General features: G+C 31.7%; 17 protein-coding genes. All 17 read left to right on the forward strand.

Annotated features, from left to right (window positions below):
• Positions 1-96: 96 nt before the first annotated feature.
• The 17 genes from Q0910_RS28320 (at position 97) to Q0910_RS28400 (ending at position 13,545) form a co-directional block, all read left to right on the forward strand.
• Positions 97-789 (forward strand): hypothetical protein, encoded by a 693-nt coding sequence (locus tag Q0910_RS28320; RefSeq protein ID WP_299224141.1) that lies wholly within the window; start codon positions 97-99, stop codon positions 787-789.
• A 196-nt stretch (positions 790-985) separates the two neighbouring features.
• Positions 986-1,429, forward strand: a complete 444-nt coding sequence (locus Q0910_RS28325) for a DUF4262 domain-containing protein (RefSeq protein ID WP_299224144.1) — start codon at positions 986-988, stop codon at positions 1,427-1,429.
• A gap of 195 nt (positions 1,430-1,624) precedes the next feature.
• Positions 1,625-2,119, forward strand: coding sequence for a Clp protease N-terminal domain-containing protein (locus tag Q0910_RS28330; RefSeq protein WP_299224147.1), 495 nt, complete (start codon positions 1,625-1,627; stop codon positions 2,117-2,119).
• A gap of 486 nt (positions 2,120-2,605) precedes the next feature.
• Positions 2,606-2,983 carry a hypothetical protein gene (locus tag Q0910_RS28335; protein WP_299224150.1) on the forward strand — a complete coding sequence of 126 codons (378 nt, stop codon included), beginning with the start codon at positions 2,606-2,608 and terminating at the stop codon, positions 2,981-2,983.
• A 183-nt stretch (positions 2,984-3,166) separates the two neighbouring features.
• The gene (locus Q0910_RS28340; protein ID WP_299224153.1) at positions 3,167-3,865 is read left to right on the forward strand and encodes a hypothetical protein; all 699 of its coding nucleotides are present in this window, start codon (positions 3,167-3,169) and stop codon (positions 3,863-3,865) included.
• 326 nt (positions 3,866-4,191) lie between these two features.
• A complete protein-coding gene (locus Q0910_RS28345; RefSeq protein ID WP_299224155.1) occupies positions 4,192-4,701 on the forward strand; it encodes a hypothetical protein in 510 nt (169 codons plus the stop codon).
• Positions 4,702-4,888: 187 nt separating this feature from the next.
• Positions 4,889-5,599, forward strand: a complete 711-nt coding sequence (locus Q0910_RS28350) for an ATP-grasp domain-containing protein (RefSeq protein WP_299224158.1) — start codon at positions 4,889-4,891, stop codon at positions 5,597-5,599.
• Positions 5,600-5,797: 198 nt separating this feature from the next.
• Entirely contained in the window at positions 5,798-6,778 is a 981-nt protein-coding gene (locus Q0910_RS28355) for a hypothetical protein (protein WP_299224161.1), read from the forward strand.
• Positions 6,779-7,142: 364 nt separating this feature from the next.
• Positions 7,143-7,592, forward strand: coding sequence for a hypothetical protein (locus Q0910_RS28360; protein ID WP_299224164.1), 450 nt, complete (start codon positions 7,143-7,145; stop codon positions 7,590-7,592).
• Positions 7,593-7,659: 67 nt separating this feature from the next.
• The gene (locus Q0910_RS28365; RefSeq protein WP_299224167.1) at positions 7,660-8,373 is read left to right on the forward strand and encodes a hypothetical protein; all 714 of its coding nucleotides are present in this window, start codon (positions 7,660-7,662) and stop codon (positions 8,371-8,373) included.
• Positions 8,370-8,615, forward strand: coding sequence for a hypothetical protein (locus tag Q0910_RS28370; RefSeq protein ID WP_299224170.1), 246 nt, complete (start codon positions 8,370-8,372; stop codon positions 8,613-8,615). Before Q0910_RS28365 ends, Q0910_RS28370 begins: the two co-directional genes overlap by 4 nt.
• Positions 8,616-8,945: 330 nt before the next feature.
• Positions 8,946-9,509 (forward strand): hypothetical protein, encoded by a 564-nt coding sequence (locus tag Q0910_RS28375; protein ID WP_299224172.1) that lies wholly within the window; start codon positions 8,946-8,948, stop codon positions 9,507-9,509.
• A gap of 87 nt (positions 9,510-9,596) precedes the next feature.
• Positions 9,597-10,127 (forward strand): hypothetical protein, encoded by a 531-nt coding sequence (locus Q0910_RS28380; RefSeq protein ID WP_299224175.1) that lies wholly within the window; start codon positions 9,597-9,599, stop codon positions 10,125-10,127.
• A gap of 211 nt (positions 10,128-10,338) precedes the next feature.
• Complete coding sequence (locus Q0910_RS28385) at positions 10,339-10,764, forward strand: GNAT family N-acetyltransferase (RefSeq protein ID WP_299224178.1); 426 nt, start codon at positions 10,339-10,341, stop codon at positions 10,762-10,764.
• Positions 10,765-11,009: 245 nt separating this feature from the next.
• The gene (locus Q0910_RS28390) at positions 11,010-11,498 is read left to right on the forward strand and encodes a hypothetical protein (protein ID WP_299224181.1); all 489 of its coding nucleotides are present in this window, start codon (positions 11,010-11,012) and stop codon (positions 11,496-11,498) included.
• 249 nt (positions 11,499-11,747) lie between these two features.
• A complete protein-coding gene (locus tag Q0910_RS28395; RefSeq protein ID WP_299224184.1) occupies positions 11,748-12,338 on the forward strand; it encodes a hypothetical protein in 591 nt (196 codons plus the stop codon).
• Positions 12,339-12,804: 466 nt separating this feature from the next.
• Complete coding sequence (locus Q0910_RS28400; RefSeq protein ID WP_299224187.1) at positions 12,805-13,545, forward strand: hypothetical protein; 741 nt, start codon at positions 12,805-12,807, stop codon at positions 13,543-13,545.
• Positions 13,546-13,639 lie beyond the last annotated feature (94 nt).

Here is a 13,639-nt window from a genome sequence, read left to right on the forward strand (position 1 = left end):
GCCTTGCCCCTTGCCAACTAACTAGTTAGTTGAGGGCCAAGACGCTGCTGACCGCAGCTCTTGCCCACAACGTTATAGAGCATTTAAAAAAATCATATGATATCTGACAAAAAGAAAAAATATTTAAAGTTAGTATTAGTTATTTTTTGTCTATTTATTTTGACGCCAGTAATATTAATTATATATCATTTTCACAATCAAGAAGTTTCATCAAACATTACAGATTGGGGTGCTCTTGGTGATTATATTGGAGGTTTTGTTAACACTATAATCTCATTTATAAGTCTAGTTGTTCTAGGAATTTTGACATATCTTGTAGGTAAGCAATCAAATGAAGAAAACAAGAGAGTCAATGTTTTAATGAGAAAACTAGATGCTTATAATGAATTGACCAAATATCTACCTAAAATCAATCAGCATATTCCTGAATGGGCTAATTCTATAAAAATTATTGATCAAATGTTGAAAGATACAGAATCAATTACTAATTCTGATTATCTAGAACGAAGGAATCAACTAATTAAGGAGCTGAAATTATTTCCAGAGTTTCATTATTTTCTTTTTAACTTTAATCTTCAATTCGGTCATTTATTTGAATACAATTTTAGTAATAAAGATCATAAAGATCTTATTAATAGTTCGTCCAAAATATGTAACTTTTATAATTCTATTATAACATCATTAGAACTTAGTGAAACTCAAAGTTTCGAAAAACCCAATATTGAACTTTTCTTTGACAAGCTAACTATCTTGGTAAACAAATTAAGAAATGAGTTAAGTGATAATTAAAAAAGCTCTATAACACTATATATGTGATCATAGCAGCAAAGTGATCAATCGATTGGTTATCGTATATTTATAAAGGCGCAATGCTTGCAGAAGGTAAAAGTTGGCAATCAATGCGCAGAAGAAGTCGATGGCTTGGTAACATTTTGCTCTGCTACGACACATATATTAAACGTTGTATACAATTCGATGAACAGAAATGAATAAAGAACAAAAGGAGAAATATTTTAAAAAAGTTAATGAGAATATTACGAATTTTGGATTCCATACAACGTATGTAATGGAAGAAACTGGATTCACACCTTTTGGATACTCAACTGGAATTTATAAAAACTTCGAAATTCCGGAACTTTTTATTTCTGGACTTCCCAACGGACTTACAACGGAATTGATTAAGAATTATGTAGAGAGATTTAAATTCAAAAAAGTCCCTATTAATGAAAAAATAAACGATCTAATAGACCGATTTCCTATTTACTTTATTGACGTTAAAAATAAATTACTGACAGAATACGCATTAAGTTGTTTTAAATATTATGAAAATTCAGATTTCAAATGTTTACAATTGATTTTTCCCGATCTGAATGGATATTTTCCTGATGAGTCGGAATATGATTATGACCAAGAAATATTAAAAGAGTAAAAACTGTATACAACAACATATATGTGATCATAGCAGCTAAGTGTTCAATCGAATGGTTGTTGTATTTTTGGTAAGGCGCAATGCTTGCAAAAAGTAAAAGTTAGCAATCAATGCGCAGATAATGTCGATAGTTAGGTAACATTTTACACAGCTACGACACATATATTAAACGTTAGGTAACATTAGAGAAAACCAATGAAATTTAGTTCTGAATTAGAAAAAATAATAGCAGATAGTAGACTAAGTGCTATAGATTTAAACTCTGGTTATATATCTTCTTTTCATTTTTTAATAGCAACACTAAAATCTGATAATCTACCTCAAAAAATATTTGAATCGAAAAAATGGACATTTGAAAAATTAATCGAATCTTTAAAATCAAATGAAAAGCAAAGTGTAGATAGATATTATTTGACTAAAGAGTTTGAGTACACGCTAAAAAACGCGAAATATTATGCTCGAACTTATTTAGACAAAGAGGTAAATCCTGAACATATTATTTTATCAATGCTGGCTGACAAAAAAAGCTACGTGGGCAAATATTTGACTGATATTGGAATGGATTACTCAAAATTCAAAATAGAGTGTGAAAAAACTAGAAAAATGACATCTAAAAGTGTTCTTGAGTTTTTTGGAAGTAATCGATTTTTAGTTTCTATAGGATTACCAAAAATTATAAATGGAATATAAAAACGTTACCTAACACTATATATAGCAAATTGGGCGATTAGTTTTTAACAGAAAAGTCATTGTCTATTTGCAAAGTCGCCAAATCTTTTGATTTGGTATTAAAAAGAAAAATTAAAACAAAATACAAAAGATTTGGCTCGTGACTAAACCGAAAGTAATCACTTGTTTTCTGCCCAACTTGCCATATATTTAACGTTAAATCTGCAATCTTCGCTTCGCTCGCTTGCAGATTTAACGTTGTGGGCAAGAGCTGTGATCGGCTCTTCTCGCATATTTACACCTTCTAGGCTACTGCGAAGAGGTTCTGGATACCGATGTTATCGTTGAAATGTTAGGCTTACTTATGGTGGCTCAGCAAAGACAGCAGATAACAACAGGCAAGAAGCAACGGCCAACAACGCCTTGCCCCTTGCCAACTAACTAGTTAGTTGAGGGCCAAGACGCTGCTGACCGCAGCTCTTGCCCACAACGTTGTAACCAATTCTAATGAATATTTATAAACTTGACATAAATAAACTCATAAAAACTCAAAAAACTAAATCTGAAATAATAGATTCTCTTAAAAAGTTTGACGGTAAAAAAATGGAAATAGAAAATGACCGAATATTGGTTCTTGGAAAAACTTTCTATGACTTTACTTGCGAACTAAATATTCCAAATGTAAAACTGACGGTTAAACCTAAAAAAACTCTTATGATTTTGACGTTAGTAGTTTTAATTTTATGGACAGTCACACTCATATATAAAAATGGAGTCTTATTTGGACTTACTTTGACTAGCCTATTTGTGGTTTTTATAGGAGTTATTCATAAAAAAATGATGGAGTTAAATCTAGAAGAAATATCTGAATTGATAAAAAAATAAAACTGGTTACAACAATATATATGTGATCATAGCAGCTAAGTGATGATTCTAAAAGTCTGTGTATTTTTGCAATGGCGCCATGCTTGCAGAATGGAAAAGTTAGCAACCAATGCGCAGAAATATCAAAAAGTAGGGTAACATTTTGCCCTGCTACGACACATATATTAAACGTTAGCGATAATTATGAATAAATCTATAATCACATCACTGCTTTTACTTTTTTGTTATTACTCCTATTCTCAAGTTGACAAAATTACTGCCATTATACCTAATTGTGGAATAGACTCCGAATGGAAAGAAATAAAATCCAATTTAATTGAAGAATATTGGGGTGTTTATAAGGAAAAAAATTATCATCATTGGGATAATTTTTTAATCAAGAAATACGATAATACAGAATCTTCTATCCCAAAATTTTTAATAAGTGGGTTGAATTTAAAAGACAGCATTTTTACAACTGGAAAATGGATAAATAGGATGTTATACCCTGGAGAAACCATCCCATTTTCTGTCTATAATTTGAAAGATGAACAAAATAGTAAAAATTACTTTATTTATGCCAAGGGAAATATAATTGAAACAGAAAAAGATGAGTTCCCCTATTTTAAGAAAATTGAAAATTATGAACTTGTTGTAGATTCATATTACGACAAAATTCGTCAATCAATACAAAAAATGGATCTTTTTTCTTTTCCTTCTGGAGGTTTTGAAGGAGGTGTATTTATTCATTGGATTGGTGATTTAAATGGAGATGCATCAATTGACTTGTTAGTTGGAATATCTGAACATTATGCAGGGGCAACGCTTTCAATATTTTTATCCGATACTACATCTAAAGATTTATTTAAGGAATATAAAGTTGGTGGATGCTCGTGGGATTAAAACTATCGCTAACATTATATATGAAATCAGAGCAAATTTTAGTGCTAGATCGAAAGGTCATTCCCTTTTGCAATGGCGCTAAATTTTTATAAATTGAATAAGAAATAAAAATGCGCAGATAAATCGATTGGTTCAGGCTTTTTTGCCTTGCTCCGATTCATATATTTGGCGTTAGCAAACATTGAGGAAAGCATATAGTTTGCATAAACTTCAATGAACAAATAACATTAAATAAACATTTCAAAAAAAACTTAATTATTTGGTAAGTTTTCAGTAACCTATTGATTAAAAACGTGCACTACTTTTACTTCAATTAATTATTGCAAGTGAAAGAACTAAAAATAATATCTGTTTTTATAATATTAATTATAATTCTGTCTGTTATTAATTTAAACAAAACTGACACTTTATTGAAATCGGGATCCATTTCTTTTATTTCAATGGAATCAAAAAAGAATGAAGGATTTGTTATTAGAACCAATATGGATATCTCACCCAATTCAAAAATTCGCTTTACAGATTCCGAATGGAATGGAAATCGTTTTGGGTTTGACGAAAATGATATTACATGGATAAATGGAGATAAAATTATACCAGCCGGAACTATAATCAACTTTATCAATATAAATTATAAAGCCTCTGTTTCTTATGGAACAATAAGGGGTTCTATGAGATTATCAAAAGAAAATGACGCAATATTTGCTTATATAGGAGGTAAAAGAATGCCAACTATATTTTTAGCTGCAATAACAAACAATGAATTGGGTTATGGTACATTAATAAATACAGGTTTAATTAATGGAAAAACTGCAATAACATTTCAAAAAGAAAAATAGTTTTCTACTTCGGAGACCATAATTAACGTATGCTAACACAGTATATAATTTATTGTTAGTTCTAGCCTACTTACGAAAATCCTAGCGGATTTTCTATTCGGTTTGTATTTACTAAATTAGGTGCTTAAAACACGCAACAAACCATATACATCAATGTTGTAAGCAACCAAAAGAAACATTCAATTAAATGACAAACGAAACCTTATTAATTCCTAATAAATCAGATATTGAAAGGGATTCAATAGCCGATAGCTGGAAAAATAATGGTGGTGAAGTTTTACGTATTGGAAAGTTTTGGGAACGACCTGATGTTGATTCCGAAAAAAGATTGACCATATACGGAATTGATACTTTTAGCCTTGTCTTAGCTCAAGTACTGGGATTAAAATTAATTGAGCCAAAAGATGAATTAATTAGTGAACTAGACTTTAATTGGATTAAGCGCAAAATCGAAATTGTAACAATTCAGGAAATTAAAAACTCTCTTTTCCCAATCTTTATTAAACCTGTTAAACCTAAAACATTCAAATCGAGTGTTTATAATGATTTTGATAGTTTTACTAAAGAAACGAAAGGAATTGAACAAAATGAGCAAATCATAACGTCAAATATCATCAAGATAGAAAGTGAAATTCGAGCGTTTATATTGGACAATAAAATCCTCGATATGGCAATTTATGAAGGGAATTCTAATTTAGAATCAGCAAGAGAATTTCTAACTGACTTTTTGCAAAACCATTCAATTGATTTACCTGAATCTTATGTTATTGATTTAGGATTTAATCAGACAGATAAATGGTTTGTAATTGAATTTAATTCAAGTTGGGGCGCTGGACTGAACTCTTGTGATCCAAATAAAGTTATTAACGGAATTAGAGCGGCAACAATTAATAAGTAAAAAAGGCAGCTTACAACAACATATATGTGTCATAGCAGGTAAGTGATGATTCGAAAAGTCTGTGTATTTTTACAGTGGCGCGATGCTTGCAAAATGGGAAAGTTAGCAATCAATGCGCAGAAATATCGAAAAACAGGGTAACATTTTGCCCTGCTACGACACATATATTAAACGTTATCTACAAGCTAAAAAAACTAAATGCCAAAAACAGACGACATAGATTTAAAAACTGCAATTTCGGTACTTGCAGGAAAGTTTGCAGATATTGATACCGTTTATATTTTCGGCTCAAGAAGATATAAAACAGAAAGTACAAGGTCAGATATTGACTTACTTATAACAACTACAAAAAGAATAAAACAATCTGAATTAAGAGACCACACTTTAGAAAGCTGTACGGCATTAGATTTATTTATACTTGATGATAATAAAGCTGTTAGTATAGCCAATGAAAGTTATATTGATGATGATACTCAACTCAAATTACTTAACAAGTTAAATGCTATAAAACTATACGAAAGAAACATTGGTTTTACAGATGAAATGGAAGAGTACACATTAATAGCTTTAGACAGTAGAGTTAATCATAAATTGTCTACTCTACCTAATTTACCAGATGACGCTTATGAAATTCAGGCTTTAATTAAATACTTTAAAACTGCCGACAGAAAAGGACTTCCTACAAAACCATACATAGGACAAAATGCTGATGAAGCATCTGAAATGTTGATTTCTGTAATGGAGAGGCTTATAGATTCAAGTGAAAGAGTTACGGGTCACGGACAAGCTAAAACGGGTTGGACAAATAATTTAATTAATGAATATGATTTTCAAAACTTGTTTTGGATAGCGACTAGACCTTGGTTACCAGGATTAGGACGTGAAGAAGTAGAACTCACATACGATGGAAATAAAAAAGTGTCTGACTTTAACTTGTTCAATAACCAAATCGTGATTGAATTAAAACATATAAAAAACGATACCGACAAAAGGAATATTGTAAAAACTTTAGGCGGTTTAAAAGACTTTTATAAACAACACCCGAATATTCGGGTGTTAATTTTCGGAATACTAGTTAATAAAGATGTTTACCTTGATGATTTAAAATGGGAAAGTGATTTTACGTATCTTGAAAATGACACAAAAGTGAAAACCAAAATTATTAGAAACAGAGCATAAAAGCCAGTAGATAACACGGTATAAAAAACATAGGGCGTTTGTGCTTGCCGAAAGGTCTGTGAATATTAACAAAGTCTGCTAAATATAAAAATTGGCGTTTATAATAGAAAAGATAAAAGCAAAATATTTATATTTAGCTAAGTAACAAACCGAAACGATAGTGCTTATCACCTGCCCTACGATTTCTTATACGAGACGTTGTAGGTAATTCCCCATATAAAGAAACTCTATTAATTTCTTGAGATAACGTCAAATTTTAAGGTTTTTTTTAAAAAAAATAGAGTTAAAAAAGTGGAAAACCCTTTTAAAAAAAGGAGTCCGTACAAAAATTAACTAAATTTGACGTTAGTCAGAATTAAGAATAATGGCACATCATACAATCATATATGGAAGAATAAGTGGAGCTACTTGGAAAACGGAAGACTATTACAAATTACACAGATTAAATGTGGAAATAATAAGTAGTCTACCCGATGATGACTCTGAATTTCCTTGGATAAACACAAGTATGTTTTCAATACCTAACGAACAAGGAATTTTTAGAGACCAAGTAATAACATTTGGAGCGAGTTACAAGACCCTTGAATATGATTGGCATTTATGGATTGAAAAATTTGAAGAAATACTAAAAAAGCTGTTTTGGTTTGATGTAACTATTCATGCAGAGTTTGAAGTTATGGGAGATTATAAATATGATTGGTTGATTGATATTGACAAAATAGACAAATGGCATAAAGAAACTCCAGAACCTATCTCGCAGTGGAAATTTAAAAGTGATGGACCACGAACTTTTGAGAATGAATTGAAAAATTAAACTACCTACAACACTGTGTAAAAAATGCATTAAAACGCATTTTACACTAAACGTTATCTTCAATTGAATGGGAATATTTAATAGAAATAAGAGAAAAGAAACGAATAAGGACTTTGAGACATTTAAGTCTGAGGTAAGTTGGTTTCTGAATCCTAATTCTCAAGTCGAATTTGAAGAACAACAAGAAATGTGGTTGAGTGAGGAATTCAAGAATACTTTCCCAAAACTCACTGAATTGATTCTGAAGTCACGACAGACTTACTTGAAAATTGACCACATAAACTATACTTTATTTGCTTGGGACACTATTGATGGGCAGATTTGCGGGTGGCTTAATCAGCAGGAAACTGAAGAGGAATATAAATGCGAACTAATCCAAGAACACGAACTTCTAATAAGAAATATCGGAGGAATTCGAGAATCATTTAATCAACCTGAAGACTCATTTTCCAATAATCAAAACTTCATGTTTATCGGTTCGGAATGTTCCCGTGGAATTGGCGATTGGGAAGATTATTATTCAATGACCTGTGAAGAAGATGGGAAAAAAGAAATTGACCATTCTAACCTACTTGCATTTGTTTATGAGGCAAATGGAGCTTTAACGCTTTATGACCCTCCAACCAAAAAAGTATTTCTCTTCTCTCATGACCATTGCTTTGAAAACGTAGAATTTATGGAAAATCAACCTGAGTATACATTCCACACTTTCAAAAGTGTGGTGACATTCGAGGATTATGTGGAAGATTTAGCCAGAGAATGGATAGAAATAATAAAATGAAAAAAGACCATAAAGAAATACTAGAGTTAATAACCGATTACTTAGGAAAGAATCCCGAACTAAGATTTGGACAGGCACTTTTTAATTTGAGAGTAAATGAATTTTCTAATAGAAGTAACCCGGAACAGGCTAATTATAAAATCAGAGATATTCATGGTGATTCTGACGAAAAAATTCTTGAAAGAATAAAGAGTCAACTTGAATGGTTTGAAGAACAAAAAAAAGAAGATAACACTATGTAAAAATGCATTAAAACGCATTTTACATTAAACGTTAAATCTGCAATCTTCGCTTCGCTCGCTTGCAGATTTAACGTTGTGGGCAAGAGCTGTGATCGGCTCTTCTCGCATATTTACACCTTCTAGGCTACTGCGAAGAGGTTCTGGATACCGATGTTATCGTTGAAATGTTAGGCTTACTTATGGTGGCTCAGCAAAGACAGCAGATAACACCAGGCAAGAAGCAACGGCCAACAACGCCTTGCCCCTTGCCAACTAACTAGTTAGTTGAGGGCCAAGACGCTGCTGACCGCAGCTCTTGCCCACAACGTTAGCAATAATGCAAAATAAACTATGGCTTGGATTCCACTTTATCTGAACAAAGAAGACGAAAAAGAACTTTTGGATTTACTAAATGCTGAAGAACAAATAGCCTTTTTGGTTTCTGACGGAAATAAAAAATGGAAAGCAGTAAAATCGTTGACTGAATTTACAACTGACCGAATAAGTTTATGGCATAATGAAAGTGGACCTTTACCACTCCTAACAGAGTCTGGAGAAGACGAATGGATTGAAAATCCTTGGAATGGATGGACTGAAAAACGGACTGGAGCAAATCCTATTACTCCCTATTTTGGTGCAGGTTGGCCAGGAGTTATTCACTTAAATATCAAAACTGATTATAATGATGAAATCGGAATGTCTTCGTTTGAATGGATTGGTAATCACTATTCAATAATTGGAATTTCAGCTAGCGATACGACTAAAAAATTTTGGAGTCGCTTAAAAAGACAAATTGGAAAAAGATCAACTAAACTTCCGAGAGCAGATTTTGATGGAGCAAAAAACGAAATTTATACATTTCAAAGTGCCCTAGTCGAAATTAAAAATGGAAAAGAAAGACGACACACCCCATAAAAATACTATTGCTAACAATTTGTATATTGCATATGCTCCCTTTAGGAAGCAAACGCAACATACAAGAGACGTTGGCAACCATTAAAAATGAATAAAAAAAATCTACTTTTACTTCTGACTATAATAGTGATAAGTTGCAAGGAAAAAGAAAAACAACTCCTTAAAACAAAATCGGACGAGTACAAAACCGAAAAAACAACTATTAAACCCGAATCCAAAAAAATAGCACTTGAAACTAAGCATTGCTTTGTAAAGGAGGTCACTAAAAAGGACGAAAAGTATTTTATAATTGCTGATTACATTGACTTTTTGACAAATGAAAAAGCTGTAGAAAAAGCGAAAGAACAAGGAGAAGCTGAATATGATATTTCGGAGAAAGGAGATACCATTTATTTTGTTTATAATGATTACTATATTTCTAATGTGAACCCAAAATTGAGAACATTAGAATTAAGTTCTGATGTAAAAATTGAGCTTTGGAACTATCCAAAAAACAATGGACTTTTTAACAAAGTTTCGATTACGGAATTTATTGACCATCTCAAAGCAGAACCAATACTGATTCTGACAATTGAGAACGGAGTGGTTACGGAAATGAAAGAGCAATATACTCCTTAAAAAACGTTTGCCAACACGATATATGTGATCATAGCAGCTAAGTGATGAATCGAAACGTTCTTGTATATTTGTTAAGACGCAATGCTTGCAGAATGAAAAGTTAGCAATCAATGCGCAGATAATGTCGATGGTTTGGTAACATTTTGCCCTGCTACGACACATATATTAAACGTTACAAGCAAACAGAAAAATAAAAACCGGAACTAAAAGAATGCCAAATGAATTATTGAAAATTGTTGAATACAAAATAACTAAGCCTCCAATTGATAGGTATTGGACTTTATTTGATTCAACTGGTTGGAATGATGTATGTAAATTCACAATCGAAGAATTGAATATTGCCCTTGAAAATAGTTGGCATTCCGTTTCTGCATATTCAGAAGGAATTTTGATTGGTTCTGGTCGAATTATATCTGACGGAATTCATCACGCACTAATTGTTGATTTAATTATAGATCCTAATTACCAAGGAAAAGGAATTGGAAGTGAAATATTGAAAAGATTATTGGAGAAATGTACTGGAAATAATATTCGAGATATTCAATTATTTTCAGCTAAGGAGAAGTTTAAATTTTATGAAAAGTTCGGGTTTGAAAAGCGAGCCGAAAATGCTCCTGGAATGGAATATAAATATTGAATACTGAAAATTGTCAGCTTGTAACATTATATATGAAATCAGAGCAAAGTTTAGTGCTAGATCGAAAGGTCATTTCCTTTTTGCGGTGGCGCTGGATTTTTATAAATTAAAGAAGAAATAAAAATGCGCAGATAGATCGATTGGTTCTGGCTTTCTTGCCTTGCTCCGATTCATATATTTGACGTTAAATATGCAATCTTCGCTTCGCTCGCTTGCATATTTAACGTTGTGTACAATACTAGGAAATGATAAAGAAATTTAACTTAAAGTTGATTTTATTGGAATGTTTCTCTTTGATTTTTATCATAAGCGGAATTGACCGACTTTATGTGGCATACAATGGAAAACAGTTCGATGCTTTGATGAATAAGGATTGGGGAAAACTTGAAAGTCTAACTGACGAGCGAATTGGACAATTTTTCGCTGACCAAGCTTATTGGACTTTAGTAAGTTTAATAATCGGAATTTTAGCAGTTGGACTGATAAACTGGAAAAACAAATTCGGAATAATAAACTCAATAGTAGTTTTGATTCTCACATTTGGAATTTATAAAACCGGAATCTACTCATCTGGAATTATAAACAGATACTTGAATTATTTTTGTGGAATATTTGCCGAAGGATATGGAATGGCTTTTTTAATTGGGGGTTTGATTATATTATTAATCGGAATTCTAATTTTATGGAAAACTATTAAAATAAATAAAAAACACAGTACACAACAATGGCTATAATTAATACGGGTTTTGGTGTTTAAAGCTAATTTTAGGTATATTTAGAATGTCCGCCAAATCTTTTGATTTGGCTTTTAAAATGAATAAGATAAAAACAAAATAAAAAGTTTTGGCTAAGTGCTTAATCGGTAATTCCGTAATTTTAATTCCCGTACTAACCATAGCCGAGACGTTACCATACATTTGAAAAGAATAAATTTCATATTAATTTTAATAGTATTTTCAACTTCTTGCCAAAATGAAAAGAAGTTGAATGGAACTTGGATATATGCCTACACCTATAATCCAGAAAGTCGTCTATCTTCAATAAATAAGGAAAATCCATTTCATCATATAATTTCATTTAAAAATGGAATATATAAAATGAAAGGTTTTAAATATTATTGGTACAATGATGAGCAAGAAAAACCAATTAGAGTAAAAGGAAATAAATTGTTTCTTTCGGAAGATAACAACCATTTTGAAGAGATCAATCCTTTTGAAAAAGACAGTATAGTTTTTGTTGATAAAGGCAAGGTTCGAAATCGGGTTTACAAAAAACTAGCGGACTCTCTAAAAAACGAAACAAGAAAAATAGAGTTAATAGGCAAAAAAATTCTCAGAGATCATTTGGGAATAAAGGACACAATTAAATTCATTAATGATTCTATTTATGTAAGTAGTAGTTTCAAAATGGGTAATTCTGATTTGAGATGGGAAAGAATAAATTATAACGGATTCGATATCCTTTTTACAGATGGTAATCAACCATATGTAATTAAAAAGAAAAAAGCGAATAATATATATGTTTCGATTTTTGATACGGAAAAAAAAGATTTAATATTTAAGCTCATTGATTAAAAAACGTATGGTAACATTATATATGAAATCAGAGCAAAGTTTGGTTCCAATCGAAAGGTCATTTCCTTTTTGCAGTGGCGCCAAATTTTTATAAATTAAACAAGAAATAAAAATGCGCAGATAGATCGATTGGTTTAGGCTTACTTGCCTTGCTCCGATTCATATATTTGGCGTTAAATCTGCAATCTTCGCTTCGCTCGCTTGCAGATTTAACGTTGTGGGCAAGAGCTGTGATCGGCTCTTCTCGCATATTTACACCTTCTAGGCTACTGCGAAGAGGTTCTGGATACCGATGTTATCGTTGAAATGTTAGGCTTACTTATGGTGGCTCAGCAAAGACAGCAGATAACACCAGGCAAGAAGCAACGGCCAACAACGCCTTGCCCCTTGCCAACTAACTAGTTAGTTGAGGGCCAAGACGCTGCTGACCGCAGCTCTTGCCCACAACGTTAACACCAATAAAAAAATGAAATCATACTTTTTAACCTTATTATTGAGCTTTATAACTGTTTGTGGTTATTCACAAGAAATAAATATAATATTTCAAGATTCGGTAGAGAACCATGTCAATAATTTGGCTAACACCTTTGATTATATAGATGAAGAATATGATTTATCAAGTAAGGTTAAGATTGCATCTTTTGAAGGCATTTCTGAAAATTCTAAAAAACTAAATTTAGCTAGTCTTTTCAATTCTTTTGCACAAAAAGCTAATTCATTAGGTGCAAATTCATTTACAATTGACGAATCCATTTATGAAGTAGATAATTTTATTAAAGTCCTTATTTCAGTTTATTATTTAACGCCAGAAGAGTTAAATAATAATTTTAATAGCTACCCAAAAAATATGATTTACATAATCGGAGGCTTAAATAAACTAAAAGAAAAAGGAAGGAAAATTAAATTCAACGGTAAAAAATATCTTTTAAACTCATTGGAATATATAGAATATCAAAATGAAATTGATAGAGAAGCAACAATTAGTATTGGCGGGTTTCTTGGCGCAAAATTATGGATTAAGGGAAAAGAAGACAGACTTCCGAAGTACTTATCCCCATTTGGATTTGGGTTAGGTTCAGGTAATATTGGGGAAATTGGGTTGAGTGTTAATACTGGAAGAATATATCCAGTTCAACTAAATATCGGACAGTTTCTAATTCATGTTTTAAACAAAAAACAGGTGTTAACAAAAAATAAACCCCATTAAAACGGGGCTTATTTAAGCCGTTAAATCTGCAATCTTCGCTTCGCTCGCTTGCAGATTTAACGTTGTGGGCAAGAGCTGTGATCGGCTCTTCTCG

Origin of the sequence: uncultured Aquimarina sp. (genome assembly GCF_947495315.1) — a bacterium.
Taxonomy (GTDB): domain Bacteria; phylum Bacteroidota; class Bacteroidia; order Flavobacteriales; family Flavobacteriaceae; genus Aquimarina.

Coding starts and splice junctions, on each gene's coding strand:
- Q0910_RS28320 (WP_299224141.1), top strand. CDS start 97: ATGATATCTGACAAAAAGAAAAAATATTTAAAGTTAGTATTAGTTATT.
- Q0910_RS28325 (WP_299224144.1), top strand. CDS start 986: ATGAATAAAGAACAAAAGGAGAAATATTTTAAAAAAGTTAATGAGAAT.
- Q0910_RS28330 (WP_299224147.1), top strand. CDS start 1,625: ATGAAATTTAGTTCTGAATTAGAAAAAATAATAGCAGATAGTAGACTA.
- Q0910_RS28335 (WP_299224150.1), top strand. CDS start 2,606: ATGAATATTTATAAACTTGACATAAATAAACTCATAAAAACTCAAAAA.
- Q0910_RS28340 (WP_299224153.1), top strand. CDS start 3,167: ATGAATAAATCTATAATCACATCACTGCTTTTACTTTTTTGTTATTAC.
- Q0910_RS28350 (WP_299224158.1), top strand. CDS start 4,889: ATGACAAACGAAACCTTATTAATTCCTAATAAATCAGATATTGAAAGG.
- Q0910_RS28355 (WP_299224161.1), top strand. CDS start 5,798: ATGCCAAAAACAGACGACATAGATTTAAAAACTGCAATTTCGGTACTT.
- Q0910_RS28360 (WP_299224164.1), top strand. CDS start 7,143: ATGGCACATCATACAATCATATATGGAAGAATAAGTGGAGCTACTTGG.
- Q0910_RS28365 (WP_299224167.1), top strand. CDS start 7,660: ATGGGAATATTTAATAGAAATAAGAGAAAAGAAACGAATAAGGACTTT.
- Q0910_RS28370 (WP_299224170.1), top strand. CDS start 8,370: ATGAAAAAAGACCATAAAGAAATACTAGAGTTAATAACCGATTACTTA.
- Q0910_RS28375 (WP_299224172.1), top strand. CDS start 8,946: ATGGCTTGGATTCCACTTTATCTGAACAAAGAAGACGAAAAAGAACTT.
- Q0910_RS28380 (WP_299224175.1), top strand. CDS start 9,597: ATGAATAAAAAAAATCTACTTTTACTTCTGACTATAATAGTGATAAGT.
- Q0910_RS28385 (WP_299224178.1), top strand. CDS start 10,339: ATGCCAAATGAATTATTGAAAATTGTTGAATACAAAATAACTAAGCCT.
- Q0910_RS28390 (WP_299224181.1), top strand. CDS start 11,010: ATGATAAAGAAATTTAACTTAAAGTTGATTTTATTGGAATGTTTCTCT.
- Q0910_RS28400 (WP_299224187.1), top strand. CDS start 12,805: ATGAAATCATACTTTTTAACCTTATTATTGAGCTTTATAACTGTTTGT.